This is a genomic window from Pseudomonas boreofloridensis (assembly GCF_030580795.1).
GTDB lineage: Bacteria > Pseudomonadota > Gammaproteobacteria > Pseudomonadales > Pseudomonadaceae > Aquipseudomonas > Aquipseudomonas boreofloridensis.
This window is the reverse complement of record NZ_JAUQOQ010000002.1, coordinates 118,327-134,000: the sequence shown is the minus strand read 5'-3', so window position 1 is coordinate 134,000 and position 15,674 is coordinate 118,327. Positions and strand designations below refer to the sequence as shown.

General features: G+C 64.4%; 15 protein-coding genes. 11 read left to right on the top strand and 4 right to left on the bottom strand.

Features of this window, described 5'->3' with window-relative positions; all coding sequences use genetic code 11:
• Window positions 1–138: 138 nt before the first annotated feature.
• Window positions 139–1,368, bottom strand: coding sequence for a phosphoglycerate dehydrogenase (gene serA, locus Q6A47_RS02765; RefSeq protein ID WP_039581865.1), 1,230 nt, complete (start codon window positions 1,366–1,368; stop codon window positions 139–141).
• Window positions 1,369–1,552: 184 nt separating this feature from the next.
• Between serA and Q6A47_RS02760 the strand changes: the two genes are divergently transcribed.
• The 4 genes from Q6A47_RS02760 (at window position 1,553) to Q6A47_RS02745 (ending at window position 5,669) form a co-directional block, all read left to right on the top strand.
• Window positions 1,553–2,950, top strand: coding sequence for a D-2-hydroxyglutarate dehydrogenase (locus Q6A47_RS02760; RefSeq protein WP_304483205.1), 1,398 nt, complete (start codon window positions 1,553–1,555; stop codon window positions 2,948–2,950).
• Between the two features lie 23 nt (window positions 2,951–2,973).
• Window positions 2,974–3,639: a fumarylacetoacetate hydrolase family protein gene (locus Q6A47_RS02755; RefSeq protein WP_029614749.1), complete on the top strand. Its 666-nt coding sequence runs from the start codon at window positions 2,974–2,976 to the stop codon at window positions 3,637–3,639.
• Between the two features lie 120 nt (window positions 3,640–3,759).
• Window positions 3,760–4,680, top strand: coding sequence for an SdiA-regulated domain-containing protein (locus tag Q6A47_RS02750; protein ID WP_304482930.1), 921 nt, complete (start codon window positions 3,760–3,762; stop codon window positions 4,678–4,680).
• Window positions 4,681–4,763: 83 nt separating this feature from the next.
• Window positions 4,764–5,669 (top strand): SdiA-regulated domain-containing protein, encoded by a 906-nt coding sequence (locus tag Q6A47_RS02745; protein ID WP_039581857.1) that lies wholly within the window; start codon window positions 4,764–4,766, stop codon window positions 5,667–5,669.
• 11 nt (window positions 5,670–5,680) lie between these two features.
• Here Q6A47_RS02745 and rpiA read toward each other — a convergent pair whose 3' ends face one another.
• A complete protein-coding gene (gene rpiA / locus Q6A47_RS02740) occupies window positions 5,681–6,355 on the bottom strand; it encodes a ribose-5-phosphate isomerase RpiA (protein WP_039581854.1) in 675 nt (224 codons plus the stop codon).
• Window positions 6,356–6,488: 133 nt separating this feature from the next.
• On the opposite strand from rpiA, the gene ilvA reads away from it, so the two are divergent.
• Together ilvA and Q6A47_RS02730 are read left to right on the top strand one after the other, a co-directional pair.
• Window positions 6,489–8,003 carry a threonine ammonia-lyase, biosynthetic gene (ilvA, locus tag Q6A47_RS02735; RefSeq protein WP_304482928.1) on the top strand — a complete coding sequence of 505 codons (1,515 nt, stop codon included), beginning with the start codon at window positions 6,489–6,491 and terminating at the stop codon, window positions 8,001–8,003.
• Between the two features lie 85 nt (window positions 8,004–8,088).
• Window positions 8,089–8,514 carry a DUF2269 family protein gene (locus tag Q6A47_RS02730; RefSeq protein ID WP_304482926.1) on the top strand — a complete coding sequence of 142 codons (426 nt, stop codon included), beginning with the start codon at window positions 8,089–8,091 and terminating at the stop codon, window positions 8,512–8,514.
• 7 nt (window positions 8,515–8,521) lie between these two features.
• Here the strand turns inward: Q6A47_RS02730 and Q6A47_RS02725 are convergent, their stop codons facing one another.
• The gene (locus Q6A47_RS02725) at window positions 8,522–9,178 is read right to left on the bottom strand and encodes a histidinol-phosphatase (RefSeq protein WP_029614754.1); all 657 of its coding nucleotides are present in this window, start codon (window positions 9,176–9,178) and stop codon (window positions 8,522–8,524) included.
• Window positions 9,179–9,323: 145 nt separating this feature from the next.
• Between Q6A47_RS02725 and Q6A47_RS02720 the strand changes: the two genes are divergently transcribed.
• Together Q6A47_RS02720 and ptsP are read left to right on the top strand one after the other, a co-directional pair.
• Window positions 9,324–9,803, top strand: coding sequence for an RNA pyrophosphohydrolase (locus tag Q6A47_RS02720; RefSeq protein ID WP_029614755.1), 480 nt, complete (start codon window positions 9,324–9,326; stop codon window positions 9,801–9,803).
• A gap of 22 nt (window positions 9,804–9,825) precedes the next feature.
• Window positions 9,826–12,099, top strand: coding sequence for a phosphoenolpyruvate--protein phosphotransferase (gene ptsP, locus Q6A47_RS02715; RefSeq protein WP_304482920.1), 2,274 nt, complete (start codon window positions 9,826–9,828; stop codon window positions 12,097–12,099).
• A gap of 39 nt (window positions 12,100–12,138) precedes the next feature.
• Here the strand turns inward: ptsP and Q6A47_RS02710 are convergent, their stop codons facing one another.
• Window positions 12,139–12,885, bottom strand: coding sequence for an NRDE family protein (locus Q6A47_RS02710; protein WP_304482919.1), 747 nt, complete (start codon window positions 12,883–12,885; stop codon window positions 12,139–12,141).
• A gap of 131 nt (window positions 12,886–13,016) precedes the next feature.
• On the opposite strand from Q6A47_RS02710, the gene Q6A47_RS02705 reads away from it, so the two are divergent.
• The 3 genes from Q6A47_RS02705 to Q6A47_RS02695 are packed head-to-tail and all read left to right on the top strand — an operon-like array spanning window position 13,017 to window position 15,640.
• Complete coding sequence (locus Q6A47_RS02705) at window positions 13,017–13,799, top strand: sulfite exporter TauE/SafE family protein (protein ID WP_304482918.1); 783 nt, start codon at window positions 13,017–13,019, stop codon at window positions 13,797–13,799.
• Between the two features lie 10 nt (window positions 13,800–13,809).
• Window positions 13,810–14,619, top strand: coding sequence for a prolipoprotein diacylglyceryl transferase (gene lgt / locus Q6A47_RS02700; protein WP_116889794.1), 810 nt, complete (start codon window positions 13,810–13,812; stop codon window positions 14,617–14,619).
• A 49-nt stretch (window positions 14,620–14,668) separates the two neighbouring features.
• The gene (locus Q6A47_RS02695) at window positions 14,669–15,640 is read left to right on the top strand and encodes a thymidylate synthase (protein ID WP_304482915.1); all 972 of its coding nucleotides are present in this window, start codon (window positions 14,669–14,671) and stop codon (window positions 15,638–15,640) included.
• The last annotated feature ends 34 nt before the right edge of the window (window positions 15,641–15,674 follow it).

Here is a 15,674-nt window from a genome sequence, read left to right as displayed (position 1 = left end):
ACGCTGCCTATGACCCCGATATCGGGCGTATGTTTGAGGCAGGCGGGGAATTTTTCAGTAGGGATATTTCTGAACAGGCGGTAGGCGAGTGCGCAGCCTGTTTGCGACCGGTCCGGTTTCCCGGACCGGTCTTATCGATCAGAACAGTACGCGCGAGCGGATGGTGCCTTTGACCTGTTGCAGCTTCTCTTGCGCCAGGTCCGAGTACTCGGCGTCGACGTCGATCACCACATAGCCGACTTTCTCGTCGGTCTGCAGGAACTGGCCGGAGATGTTGATACCGTTTTCGGCGAACACCTTGTTGATCTCGCTGAGCACGCCCGGAATGTTCTCGTGGATGTGCAGCAGACGGTGCTTGCCCGGGTGCGCCGGCAGGGCCACTTCAGGGAAGTTGACCGAGGACACCGAGGTGCCGTTGTCGCTGTACTTGACCAGCTTCTCGGCCACTTCCAGGCCGATGTTGGCCTGCGCCTCGGCGGTGGAGCCGCCGATGTGCGGGGTCAGGATCACGTTGTCCAGGCCACGCAGCGGGCTTTCGAATTCTTCGTCGTTGGAGCGCGGCTCCACCGGGAAGACGTCGATGGCGGCGCCGATCAGGTGCTTGTCCTTGATCGCGTTGGCCAAGTGGTCGAGCTCGACCACGGTGCCGCGCGCGGCGTTGATCAGGATCGAGCCCTTCTTCATCGCGCGGATTTCTTTCTCGCCGATCATCCACTGGGTGGAGGGCAGCTCAGGCACGTGCAGCGACACGATGTCGGCCAGGCCGAGCAATTCGTTCAGGCTGGTGACCTGGGTGGCGTTGCCCAGCGGCAATTTGGTCAGCGGGTCGTAGAAGTACACCTGCATGCCCACGCTCTCGGCCAGGACCGACAACTGGGTGCCGATCGAGCCGTAGCCGACGATGCCCAGCTTCTTGCCACGGATCTCGAAGGAGTTGGCCGCGCTCTTGATCCAGCCACCACGGTGACAGGAGGCATTCTTCTCGGGGATGCCGCGCAGCAGCAGGATGGCTTCGGCCAGCACCAGTTCGGCCACCGACCGGGTGTTGGAGTACGGCGCGTTGAATACCGCGATGCCGCGCTCGCGCGCCGCGCCCAGGTCGACCTGGTTGGTGCCGATGCAGAAGCAACCGACCGCGACCAGTTTCTTCGCACAGTCGAAGACCTCTTCGGTCAGCTGGGTGCGCGAGCGGATGCCGATGAAGTGGGCATCGGCGATCTTTTCCTTCAGTTCGGCATCCGGCAGCGAGCCCGTGAGGTACTCGATGTTGGTGTAGCCAGCAGCTTTCAAGGTGTCCACGGCGTTCTGATGGACACCTTCGAGAAGAAGGAACCTGATCTTGCTCTTGTCGAGAGAAGTCTTGCTCATCTGCGTAAACCTGTATCCCGGAGAAAAAATGGCGAAGAGGGGCAAAGCGGCGCGGCGACGGGCTTTGGACGGGCCTTAGCACGATCGGCGGGGGCGCTATGCTAGCATACGCGACACCGTCTGAGCTTATCCCGACAGGTGAAGAGTGCTCAGGGTGACCATGAATCGTTCGAGAGTTCTGCCGATGACCGACCACGCGGTAATTGATGAGCTGAAGACCCTGGTAGACCCTGGCAAGGTCCTCACCGACCCCGCCTCGCTGGAGGCCTACGGCAAGGACTGGACCCAGCACTACCCGCCCGCGCCCACGGCCATCGTGCTGCCCAAGACCGTCGAGCAGGTCCAGGCCATCGTCCGTTGGGCCAATCGCCATCAGGTCGCGCTGGTGCCTTCGGGCGGCCGCACCGGGCTGTCCGGCGCTGCCGTGGCGGCCAATGGCGAGGTGGTGGTGGCGTTCGACGGCATGAACCGCATTCTCGACTTCAACCCCTTCGACCGCACCGTGCGTTGTGAGCCGGGCGTGATCACCCGCCAGCTCCAGCAGTTCGCCGAAGAGCAGGGTTTGTACTACCCGGTGGACTTCGCCTCCAGTGGGTCGAGTCAGATCGGCGGCAACATCGGCACCAACGCCGGCGGCATCAAAGTCATCCGCTATGGCATGACGCGCAACTGGGTGGCGGGACTGAAGGTGGTGACCGGCACCGGCGAGTTGCTGGAGCTCAACCGCGACCTGATCAAGAACGCCACCGGCTACGACCTGCGCCACCTGTTCATCGGCGCCGAGGGCACCCTGGGCTTCGTGGTCGAGGCCACCATGCGCCTGGACCGCGCCCCGCGCAACCTCACGGCGATGGTGCTGGGCACGCCGGATTTCGACTCGATCATGCCGGTGCTGCATGCCTTCCAGGGCAAGCTCGACCTCACCGCCTTCGAATTCTTTTCCGACAAGGGCCTGGCCAGAATCCTCGAGCGCGGCGACGTGCCTGCACCGTTCGAGACGCCGTGCCCGTTCTATGCCTTGCTGGAATTCGAAGCCAGCACCGATGAGGTGGCCAACGAAGCACTGGCCACGTTCGAGCACTGCGTGGAACAGGGCTGGGTGCTCGACGGAGTGATGAGCCAGAGCGAGACGCAGTTGAAGAACCTGTGGAAGCTGCGCGAGTACCGGTCCGAGACCATCTCCCACTGGACCCCGTACAAGAACGACATTTCGGTGACCGTGTCCAAGGTGCCCGCGTTTCTGCGCGACATCGATGCGGTGGTGGCCGAGCACTATCCGCACTACGAAGTGGTCTGGTATGGCCATATCGGCGATGGCAACCTGCACCTGAACATCCTCAAGCCCGAACACATGAGCAAGGACGCGTTCTTCGCCTCCTGCGCCACGGTCAACAAATGGGTATTCGAGATCGTCGAGCGTTACCACGGCTCGATCTCCGCCGAGCATGGCGTGGGCATGACCAAGCGCGATTACCTGGGCTACAGCCGCTCGGCGGCGGAAATCGCCTGCATGAAAGCGATAAAGGCGGTGTTCGATCCGAACGGCATCATGAATCCGGGTAAGATCTTCGCTCCCGAATAAAAGCAGTTCCAGAGGAGTCGGCCATGAGTTACCAGCACCAGTACGTAGACGGTACGCGCATTCATTTCCCGCTGGGCAAGGTGGTGTGCATCGGCCGCAACTACGCCGAGCACGCCAAGGAACTGGACAACCCCATCCCCAGCGAGCCGCTGCTGTTCATCAAGCCGGGCAGTTGCGTGGTGCCTCTGGAAGGCGGCTTCAAGATTCCCTCCGAGCGCGGTTCGGTGCACTACGAGGCCGAGATCGCGGTGCTGCTGGGCAAGCCGCTCTCCACCCAGCCCACCGTCGAGGAGGTGCTCGATGCCATTTCCGGCTATGCCCCGGCGCTGGACCTGACCCTGCGCGACCTGCAGGCCAAGCTCAAGGAAAAGGGCCTGCCGTGGGAGTTGGCCAAGAGTTTCGACGGTGGCTGCGTGCTGGCGCCCTTCGTGGCGGCGTCGAGTTTCGCCGACGTGACCGACATCCCCGTGCGCCTGACCATCAACGGCGAGGTGCGCCAGGACGGCAGCAGCGCGATGATGCTCAACCCCATCGTGCCGATCATCCAGCACATCGCCGCGCATTTCTCGCTCCAGGCCGGCGACGTGATCCTCACCGGCACCCCGGCTGGCGTCGGGCCGCTGAACGTCGGTGACGAACTGGTGCTGGAACTGCCAGGCGCGAGCCGTTTCGAAAGCCGCGTGCTCTGAACGGACCCATCCAGGCGGGCTGCGCACGCGTTTGCGGCTGCAGCCAGCCTGGGCGATTGACCATTTTTTCACACCCCGTGCGGATAATGCGCGCGTCCTCGCCCGCATCAGGAACCGCGCATGCCCGCTGCCTCCCACGCTTCCGCCCGCCGCAAACGCCCGTTCTACCGACGCTGGTCGTTCGCCTTCGCCGCGATGGCGGTCATCGCCTATGGCGTGGCGATCGCCATGCACTGGGACGACCGCGCGGTGCTGTGGATCAAGGAGCGCTTCGAGAGCAAGGCCGAACGCCAGCAGAGCGTGTGGCTGCCGGACTACCGGGTGGACATCGACGCCAAGCACTTGCCAGGCATGGCGGACGACGAGGCCTCGGACCTGTCCTTCAACCCGCAGACGCGCACGCTGTTCGCGGTCATGGGCAAGAACCCCTTCCTGGTCGAGCTCACCCTCGAGGGTGATGTGTTGCGCCAGATCCCGCTGTTGGGCTGGGCCAACCCTGAGGGCGTGGCCGTGCTCGATAACGGCCAGATCGCCATCGTCGATGAGCGCAACCATGACCTGACCGTGGTCAAGGTCGATCCGGGCACCACCTCGCTCACCCGCGCCGACTTCCCGAATTACGACCTGGGTGAATCAGAAGAGCGCAACAAAGGCTTCGAGGCCATTGCCTGGGACCCGCAACGCCAGCGTCTGGTAATCGGCGAAGAGCGCCCGCCGCGTCTCTATACCTGGAACACCGATGGACGTGGCCCACTGGTGGGCAGCAAGCAGCCGTTGCCCAACGATCAACTGGACCTGCGCAACCTTTCGGCACTGGCGGTCGATCCGCGCACCGGTCATCTGCTGGTGCTCTCGGCGGACTCTCACTTGCTGCTGGAGCTGGACGAGAAGGGCAAGCAGGTCAGCTTCATCAGCCTGCTGGGGGCTTTCAACGGGCTGAAAAGTCGCATTCCACGCGCCGAAGGCGTGACCATGGACGACCAGGGGAACCTGTACATCATCAGTGAGCCGGCGCTGTTCTACCGCTTCAAGAAGTCCTGAAAGCGCGCGTCTGGCGATGATGGCATTAAGCTTTGTTTCAGCTGGACGTGATTAGATTCGCCACCTTTCGTCGAGCCCTGAGCATGCGCCGTCATCTGCGTCTTCCCTTGATTTTCGTGGCTTTCCTATCCGTGGCCCTGCTGGCGGCGGCGGCCCATGAGTTTCGCCTGTTCGAGCGTGGCTGGTTCAACCTGCGCACCTGGTGGCAGCCCAGCGACCAGGGGATGGGCCTGGATCGCTATCGCGCGGTGATTCAAGCTCAGCCTATCGATGGCCTGGACGACGACGTGTCCGCGCTGACCTTCGATCCCGAGCGCAAGACCCTGTTCACCGTCACCAACGCCCGCTCCGAGCTGATCGAGTTGTCGCTGGCGGGGCGCATCCTGCGGCGCGTGACGCTGGTCGGCTTCGGTGATCCGGAGGCGGTGGAGTACGTCGGCCCCAACAGCTACGTGATCACCGATGAGCGCCAGCAGCGCCTGATCCGCGTGCGCCTGGACGATGACACGCGCACGCTCGACGCCAGCCAGGCCGAGCAATTGACCCTGGGGATCGGCCTGAACGGCAACAAGGGCTTCGAGGGCCTGGCCTACGACTCGGCCGGCAAGCGGCTGTTCGTGGCCAAGGAGCGCGACCCGATGCTGATCTACGAAGTCCGCGGTTTTCCCCACGACCAGCCCGACCAACCCTACGCCGTGCAGGTGGTGCAGGACCGTAAACGGGATCGGCGGCTGTTCGTGCGCGACCTGTCCAGCTTGCAGTTCGACGAGCGCAGCGGTCACCTGCTGGCGCTGTCCGACGAGTCGCGTTTGGTGCTGGAGCTGGACGTGGAGGGGCGGCCGCTGAGTACCTTGTCGTTGCGCAAGGGTTATCAAGGGCTTGAGCGCACGGTGCCGCAGGCCGAGGGCATCGCCATGGACGATGCCGGGACGCTGTACCTGGTCAGCGAGCCTAACCTGTTCTACGTGTTCAAGCCGGCCGCCGACTGAGCAGGGGCTGCTTACTCCGCCTTCAGGCTCTTGACGCCTTCAGGGGTGCCCAGCAGCAGCAGGTCGGCGGGCCGCGCCGCGAACAGGCCGTTGGTGACCACGCCGACGATGGCGTTGATTTGCGCTTCGAGCTGCACCGGGTTGGTGATCTGCAAGTTGTGCACGTCGAGAATGACGTTGCCGTTGTCGGTCAGCACGCCCTCGCGGTAGACCGGGTCGCCGCCCAGCTTGACCAGTTGGCGCGCGACATGGCTGCGGGCCATGGGAATGACTTCCACCGGCAGCGGGAAGGCGCCGAGCACCGGCACCAGCTTGCTGGCGTCGGCGATGCAGATGAAGGTGCGGGCCACCGCCGCGACGATCTTCTCGCGGGTCAGCGCGGCACCGCCGCCCTTGATCAGGTTCAGGTGCGCATCGCTCTCGTCGGCACCGTCGACGTAGAACTCCAGTTCGCCCACGCTGTTCAGCTCATAGACCGGGATGCCATGGCCCTTGAGGCGCTCGGCGGTGGCCTCGGAGCTGGCGACCGCACCGTCGAAGGCGCCTTTGTGCTGGGCCAGGGCGTCGATGAAGCAGTTGGCGGTCGAGCCGGTGCCGACGCCGACGATGCTCTTGTCATCCAGCCGCGGCAGAATGAAGTCGACGGCGGCCTGGGCGACGGCCTGTTTGAGTTGGTCCTGGGTCATGCGGGCTCCGGAGGGGCGGGAGGTTTTCTGAAGGGCGCTAGTATAGCCACTCCACAGGCTTTGCTGTGGTCGCCCGACCGGGCGCTGGGGTAGACTTCCAGCCCCTGTCCCGCGGCCCAGTGATGTGTTCAACATGCTCGAACAGTACGTCAAGAAGATCCTCACCTCGCGCGTCTACGACGTCGCGGTCGAAACCCCGCTGCACAGCGCCGGGCAACTGAGCAAGCGCCTGGGCAACCAGGTCCTGCTCAAGCGCGAAGACCTGCAGCCGGTGTTTTCCTTCAAGATCCGCGGGGCGTACAACAAGCTGGCGCAGTTGAGCGCCGAGGAACTGGCCCGTGGCGTGGTCACCGCCTCGGCGGGCAACCATGCCCAGGGCCTGGCATTGGCGGCCCGCGAGCTGGGCATCAAAGCGACCATCGTGATGCCCAAGACCACCCCGGAAATCAAGATCGAGGGCGTGCGTTCGCGCGGCGGCAAGGTGGTGCTGCATGGCGATTCCTTCCCCGAAGCCCTGGCCTACTCGCTGAAGCTGGTCGACGAAAAGGGCTTCGTCTATATCCACCCCTATGACGACCCCCACACCATCGCCGGGCAGGGCACCGTGGCCATGGAGATCCTGCGCCAGCACCCTGGGCGACTCGATGCGATCTTCGTGCCGGTCGGCGGCGGCGGCCTGATCGCCGGCATCGCCGCCTACGTGAAGTACCTGCGTCCCGAGATCAAGGTCATCGGCGTGGAGCCAGACGACTCCAATTGCCTGCAGGCGGCCATGGCCGCTGGCGAGCGCGTGGTGCTGCCACAGGTCGGGCTGTTCGCCGATGGGGTGGCCGTGGCGCAGATCGGCCAGCACACCTTCGACATCTGCCGGCACCACGTGGACGAGGTGATCACCGTCAGCACCGACGAAATCTGTGCGGCCATCAAGGATATCTACGACGATACCCGCTCGATCACCGAACCTGCTGGCGCCTTGGGCGTGGCGGGCATCAAGCGCTACGTGGAGCTGACCGGCGTCAGCGGGCAGACGCTGGTGGCCATCGACTCCGGCGCCAACGTCAACTTCGACCGCCTGCGGCATGTGGCCGAGCGCGCCGAACTGGGCGAGAAGCGCGAGGCGATCATCGCCGTGACCATCCCGGAGCGCCCGGGCAGCTTCAAGGCCTTCTGCGAGGCCATCGGCAAGCGCCAGATCACCGAATTCAACTATCGCTACCACGCCGACAAGCAGGCGCACATCTTCGTCGGCGTGCAGACCCACCCGGAGACCGACCCGCGCGCAGCGCTGGTGCAGCACCTGACCGACCAAGGTTTCCCGGTCACCGACCTCACCGACAACGAACTGGCCAAGCTGCACATCCGCCATATGGTCGGTGGCCACTCGGCAGCCGCCAGCGACGAGCGGGTGCTGCGCTTCGAATTCCCCGAGCGTCCCGGCGCGCTGTTCAATTTCCTCGACAAGCTGGGCGGTCGCTGGAACATCTCGATGTTCCACTACCGCAATCACGGGGCGGCCGATGGTCGGGTGGTGGCGGGTTTGCAGGTGCCGGAAGACGAGCGTCACCTGCTGCCCGATGCCTTGGCCAAGATCGGCTACCCCTACTGGGACGAAACCGATAACCCGGCGTACACGCTGTTCCTGGGCTGAGCGGCTACGCTTGGTTGCAGAACGCGCCTGATCGCGGCGGCGGATCGCTGCCGCCACACGGACTCCAGTGCCCGAAGGACATGACATGGAACACCTGACCGCCCTCAAGACCTTGCACGTCCTCGCCACTGCACTGCTGCTGCTCGGTGCACTGGGGCTGGCGATCCTGACCTGGCGTGCCCGTCGCCAGGGCGATGCCCAGGCTTACGCCAAGCTGCTGCGTCGTCCGCTAGTGTTCGTCTGGTTGGTGATGGGCCTGTGCCTGCTGAGCATGCCGTTCACGGGTTGGTGGCTGGTGCACCTGGTGGGCTGGCCGCTGGGGCAGACCTGGGTGCTGGCCTCGAGCATCCTCTACACCTTGGGGGCGCTGGCCGTCTGGTGGCTGCTGGTGCGCCTGAACCGCCTGCGCAAGGCCGAGCCTGTGGGGCTGCGGCTGACCTTGGCGCTGGCGGTGTTCAGTGGCGTGTGCTTTCTGTCGATCGCCGGCTTGATGGGTGCCAAGCCGGTCTGAGGGCTCGTCAGTCGCGCAGCGAAATCACCGGCCAGCCACGGCGTTCGGCTTCTGCCTTGAGCTTGGGATCGGGGTCCACTGCCACCGGGTGGGTGACTTGCTCGAGCAGCGGCAGGTCGTTGAGCGAGTCGCTGTAGAAGTAGCTGTCCTGCAGGTCGTAGCCGTTCTCCAGCATCCAGCGCTGCAGGCGCGTCACCTTGCCTTCACGGAAACAGGGTATATCGGTGCTACGCCCGGTGTAGCGCTCGCCGTCGCGCTCGCATTCGGTGGCCAGCAGGGTGCGCACGCCCAGGCGGCGAGCGATGGGTGCGGTGACGAAGCGGTTGGTGGCGGTGATGATCACCAGGTGATCGCCGGCGTCGCGGTGCTGTTGCAGCAGGGCCAGGGCCTTGGGCTGGATCAGCGCTTCGACGCAGTCGCGCATGAACTCGCGGTGCCATTGATCGAGCTGGGCCGGCTCGGTGGCGGCGAAGATTTCCATGGAGAAGGCCAGGTAGGCCTGCAGGTCCAGGGTGCCGTTCAGGTAGTCCTGATAGAACGCGTCGTTGCGGTCTTTGTAGGCGACGGGGTCGAGAATGCCCCGTTCACACAGGTAGTCGCCCCAGGCGTGATCGCTGTCACCGCCGAGGAGGGTATTGTCCAGGTCGAATAAAGCCAAACGCATGGGGTTTTCTCGCAGAAGCCTCCGGGAAGAAGTCCCGCAGAATACGGAGTTTTTAGCGCGCTGCCCATAAGCGATGGCGGGCGCGTTGCTGCGCTCGCAAGCTTTGTGGAACAATGCGGCGACATGCGTTTTCGAGGTTGCTGCCGTGATCGACCCGGATGGTTTTCGCCCCAATGTCGGGATCATTCTCACGAATGATGCCGGACAGGTGCTATGGGCTCGGCGGATCAACCAGGATGCCTGGCAGTTTCCCCAGGGCGGCATCAACCCTGACGAAACCCCAGAAGATGCCCTGTACCGCGAGCTGAACGAAGAAGTTGGCCTGGAACGCGAGGATGTGGAAATACTTGCCTGCACCCGCGGCTGGTTGCGTTATCGTCTGCCTCAGCGCCTGGTGCGTACGCACAGCCAGCCGCTGTGCATCGGCCAGAAGCAGAAGTGGTTCCTGCTGCGCCTGGTGAGCAACGAACAGCGGGTAAGAATGGACCTGACCGGAAAACCGGAGTTCGATGGCTGGCGATGGGTCAGCTACTGGTATCCGCTGGGCCAGGTGGTGACATTCAAGCGCGAGGTGTATCGCCGCGCGCTGAAAGAGCTAGCCCCGCGCCTGCTGACGCGCGACTGACGACGGAGTTCGACCCCGAGCCATGCTCAATACGCTGCGCAAGATCGTCCAGGAAGTGAACTCCGCCAAAGATCTCAAGACGGCGTTGGGGATCATTGTCTTGCGCGTCAAGGAAGCCATGGGCAGCCAGGTCTGCTCGGTCTACCTGCTCGACCCGGAGAGCAACCGCTTCGTGCTGATGGCCACCGAAGGCCTGAACAAGCGCTCCATCGGCAAGGTCAGCATGGCGCCCAACGAGGGCCTGGTGGGCCTGGTCGGCACCCGCGAGGAACCACTGAACCTGGAAAACGCCGCCGATCACCCGCGCTACCGCTACTTCGCCGAGACCGGCGAGGAGCGCTTCGCCTCCTTCCTCGGCGCACCGATCATCCACCACCGTCGCGTGGTCGGGGTGCTGGTCATCCAGCAGAAGGAACGGCGTCAGTTCGACGAAGGCGAGGAAGCCTTCCTGGTGACCATGAGCGCGCAGCTCGCCGGGGTCATCGCCCACGCCGAGGCCACCGGCTCCATTCGTGGCCTGGGCCGTCAGGGCAAGGGTATCCAGGAAGCGCGTTTCGTCGGTGTGCCGGGCTCGCCCGGTGCCGCTGTCGGGCGTGCGGTGGTCATGTTGCCGCCCGCCGACCTGGAAGTGGTGCCGGACAAGACCGTCGACGACATCGACGGCGAATTGAAACTGTTCGAGAACGCCCTCGAAGGCGTGCGCGCCGACATGCGCAAGCTGTCGGCCAAGCTGGCGACCCAGTTGCGCCCCGAAGAACGGGCGCTGTTCGATGTGTACCTGATGATGCTCGAAGATGCCGCGCTCGGCGGCGAAGTGGCCGAGGTCATCAAGACCGGTCAGTGGGCCCAGGGCGCACTGCGCCAAGTGGTCGGCGAGCACGTCAACCGCTTCGAGCTGATGGACGACGATTACCTGCGCGAGCGCGCCTCCGACGTCAAGGACCTCGGCCGGCGCCTGTTGGCGTATCTGCAGCAAGCGCGCTCGCAGACCCTGGTCTACCCCGACAACACCATTCTGGTGAGCGAGGAACTCACCCCGGCGATGCTCGGCGAAGTGCCGGAAGGCAAGCTGGTGGGCCTGGTTTCGGTGCTGGGCTCGGGCAACTCGCATGTGGCCATTCTGGCCCGGGCCATGGGCATCCCGACGGTGATGGGCCTGGTCGACCTGCCGTATTCGAAGGTCGATGGCATCGAGATGATTCTCGACGGCTACAAGGGCGAGGCCTACACCAACCCCAGCGAAGTGCTGCGCAAGCAGTACAGCGACGTGGTCGAGGAAGAACGCCAGTTGGCCCGCGGCCTGGATGCCCTGCGCGAGTTGCCTTGCGTCACCCCCGATGGCCATCGCATGCCGCTGTGGGTCAACACTGGGCTGCTGGCCGACGTCGCCCGGGCTCAGCAGCGCGGCGCCGAGGGCGTGGGCCTGTATCGCACCGAAGTGCCGTTCATGATCAACCAGCGCTTTCCCAGCGAAAAGGAACAGCTGGCGATCTACCGCGAGCAACTGGCCGCCTTCCATCCACTGCCGGTGACCATGCGCACGCTGGACATCGGTGGCGACAAGGCACTGTCCTACTTCCCGATCAAGGAAGAGAACCCCTTCCTCGGCTGGCGCGGTATCCGCGTCACCCTCGACCACCCGGAAATCTTCCTGGTGCAGACCCGCGCCATGCTCAAGGCCAGCGAAGGCCTGAACAACCTGCGCATCCTGCTGCCGATGATCTCCGGCATCCATGAGTTGGAAGAGGCGCTGCACCTGATCCACCGCGCCTGGGGCGAGGTGCGTGACGAGGGCACCGATGTCCCGATGCCACCGGTCGGGGTGATGGTTGAAATTCCGGCCGCGGTCTACCAGACCCGCGAACTGGCCCGGCAGGTCGATTTCCTCTCGGTCGGCTCGAACGACCTTACCCAGTACCTGCTGGCGGTGGACCGCAACAACCCACGGGTCGCCGACCTCTATGACTACCTGCACCCGGCAGTGCTGCAAGCCTTGCAGACGGTGGTGCGCGATGCCCATGCCGAAGGGCGACCGGTGAGCATTTGCGGCGAGATGGCCGGTGATCCGGCAGCCGCCATCTTGCTGATGGCCATGGGCTTCGACAGCCTGTCGATGAACGCCACCAACCTGCCGAAGGTGAAATGGATGCTGCGCCAGGTGAACTTGAGCAAGGCCAGCGAACTGCTCAGCGAAGCCATGAGCCACGACAACCCGCAGGTCATCCACAGCTCGTTGCAGTTGGCGTTGAAGAATCTCGGTCTGGCGCGGATGATCGGGCCGAACAAGACCCTGTGAGCGAAAAGCGCCCTGATAGCGCGGCCTGGCGCCGATGCGTCAGGCGCAGACTTCGACTTCGCCCAAGTGCCCGCCGAACGGCCCATAGCTGCGCTCGATCATCCGTCTTCTGCCCTGATCGTCGACGATCAACACGGTGCTCGCCCGTGTCCCGTAGTTCTGGCTGGCAATGAACACGCTCGACAGCAGCCGCTCGGTCGCGAGGCCAACGCCCGTCTCCGGCAACGCCTCGTCGGGTGCCGTCGCGTCATCGGCCAACATCGCCAAAAAATACTGCGCGCTGGGCGTCTCCAACGCCGCCGCGAACGCCTGCCGTGCCTTCAGCAGCTTCGGCCACGGCGTATCCAGCGCAGCGTTGGAAAGCCCATAGACGCCCGGCTGCAATAGCCGTGGTAGCGCCTCGTGCGCGTTCATGTAGCCCAGCACCTGGCCGTCGCCGGCCAGCAGGTTGAACCCTGAATAGTGGCTGCTGCGTTCGGCGACCTGCTGCAGGTACGTCGTCACTGCCATCTCGCCACGCAGAAACGCCGCCACCAACTCGCCACGCGAGCGCGCCCCCTGCGGCTGACGCGGATCGCGAATATTGGTCAGCGCCGCAAAGCGCCCACCCGGGCCGATGCCCAACCACGTGCCGCCGGCCTCCAGGTCGCGACCGGCATACACGCCCGGGGCGTCTTCCCAGGCGCTCAGAGACTGGGCAGGGCGGGCGTAGAACTCGTCACGGTTGGCCGCGACGATCAGCGGCTGGGCATGACCCGGCCGCCAGGCGAATAGAATCAGGCACATGCTGAGGCCTCTGGCTGAGTCTGCCACTGTAGCGGCTGCCTGGCGCTCGCGCATCAACCTGACGCAGAGTTCACTAGAGCCGTGGCCCCGGCTTCCGTTACCATGCCGGATCGCATTCTCTGGGCCTGCGAATGGAATTCGTACTCTATCTGCTGTTGGGCGCCTGCGCCGGTGTGCTCGCCGGCCTTTTCGGCGTGGGCGGCGGTATCATCATCGTGCCGGTGCTGGTGTTCAGTTTCACCCTGCAAGGCTTCGATGCGTCGATCCTCACCCATCTGGCCGTCGGCACCTCCTTGGCCACCATCGTCTTCACTTCGATCAACGCCGTGCTCGAGCATCATCGCAAGGGCGCCGTGCAGTGGCCGGTGTTCCTGTGGATGACGGTCGGCATCCTCATCGGTGCCGCGATCGGCGCCAAGACTGCCTCGTTGATCCAGGGCCCGCTGCTGCAGAAGATCATCGGCGTGTTCGCCTTGCTAGTGGCGCTGCAGATGACGCTCGACCTCAAGCCCAAGGGCCGTGGCGGTGTCCCCGGCAAACCTGGACTGATCGGTGCGGGCGGAGTGATCGGCTGGGCCTCGGCGATCTTCGGCATCGGCGGCGGCTCGCTGACTGTACCCTTCCTCACCTGGCGCAGCCTGTCCATGCAACAGGCCGTGGCCACCTCGTCGGCCTGCGGTCTGCCGATCGCCCTGGCCAGCACCCTGAGCTTCATGGTGCTGGGCTGGAGCGAACCGCACCTGCCCGCGCACAGTCTGGGTTATGTGTATCTGCCTGCGCTGATGGGTATCGCCGTCACCAGCATGTTTTTCGCCCGCTTCGGCGCACGTCTGGCGCATCGGTTGTCGCCGCGTCTGCTCAAGCGTCTGTTCGCCGCGTTGCTGTTCTGCGTCGGCTTAAGTTTTCTGATCTAGAGGAACCTCCATGCTGCCTTACCCGCAGATCGACCCCGTGGCCCTGTCACTCGGGCCGCTGAAAATCCACTGGTACGGCCTGATGTACCTGATCGGCATTGGCGGCGCCTGGCTGCTCGCCACCCGCCGACTCAACCGCTTCGATCCCACCTGGAGCCGGGAAAAGCTGTCCGACCTGGTGTTCTGGCTGTCGATGGGGGTGATCGTCGGTGGGCGCCTGGGCTATGTGCTGTTCTACGACTTGCACCAGTACTTGGCCAACCCGACCCTGATCTTCGAGGTGTGGAAGGGCGGCATGTCGTTCCACGGCGGCTTCATCGGCGTGATGTTGGCGGCCTTGTGGTTCGGCAAGCGCAACAACAAGTCGTTCTTCGAACTGATGGACTTCGTCGCGCCGCTGGTGCCTATCGGCCTGGGGGCCGGGCGCATCGGCAACTTCATCAACGCCGAGCTGTGGGGCAAGCCCACCGACGTGCCGTGGGCGATGATCTTCCCGCCGTTCAGCGACCCGGCGCAGTTGCCGCGCCACCCGTCGCAGTTGTACCAGTTCGCCCTCGAAGGCGTGGCGCTGTTCGCGATCCTCTGGCTGTTCTCGCGCAAGCCGCGTCCGACCATGGCGGTCTCCGGCATGTTCGCGCTGTTCTACGGGATCTTCCGCTTCATCGTCGAATTCGTCCGCGTGCCGGACGCCCAGCTCGGCTACCTGGCCTGGGGCTGGCTGACCATGGGTCAGATTCTCTGCGTGCCGATGATCGTCGCTGGCCTCGGCCTGATCTGGTGGGCTTATAATCGCAAACCCACGGCGACACCCGCCCACTGAAATCCCACGGCAGGGGCGATCCCCCTGCCGTGCTTGCCACAGGTAGGCCATGAAACAGTATCTAGACCTGGTCCGCGACGTCATCGACAACGGCACGCTGCAGGGCAATCGCACCGGCATCCGCACCATCAGCCTGCCCGGCGCCATGCTGCGCTTCGATCTGCAGAAAGGCTTTCCGGCCATCACCACGCGCAAGCTGGCGTTCAAGTCGGCGATCGGCGAAATGGTCGGTTTCCTGCGCGGCGTGAGGAACGCCGGCGAGTTCCGCGAGCTGGGCTGCAAGGTCTGGGATCAGAACGCCAACGAAAACGTCCAGTGGTTGGCCAACCCGTTTCGTCAGGGCCATGACGATCTCGGCGAAATCTACGGTGCGCAATGGCGCCAGTGGCCGGGTTACAAGCGCATCGCGCTGAGCAACCCGGCCGCCATCGAAAAGGCGCAGCAGGCCGGATTCCGTCAGATCGCCCAGGACGAAGAAGACGGCCAGGCGTTCGTCATCCTGTACAAGGCCATCGACCAGGTGCGTCAGTGCCTGGATACCATCGCCAACGATCCGGGCAGCCGACGCATCCTGTTCCACGGCTGGAACTGCGCCCAGCTCGACGAAATGGCCTTGCCGCCGTGCCACCTGCTGTACCAGTTCCACCCCAATGTCGAGACCCGGGAAATCTCCCTGACGCTGTACATCCGCTCCAACGACCTGGGCCTGGGCACCCCGTTCAACCTCACCGAGGGCGCGGCGCTGCTTTCGCTGTTCGGGCGTCTCACCGGCTATACCCCACGCTGGTTCACCTACTTCATCGGCGACGCCCATGTGTACGAAAACCACCTGGAGATGCTCAACGAGCAGATGAAGCGTGAGCCGCTGGCAGCGCCGAAGCTGATGATCAGCGAGCGCGTACCGGAGTTCGCCAAGACGGGCAAGTACGAACCCGAATGGCTGGAGAAGATCGAGCCGAGCGACTTCTGGCTCGAAGGCTATGAGCACCATGCACCGATGACCGCGCCCATGGCGGTCTGATTCCTACCGCGCTGCCGGGGCGCACCGATCCCCG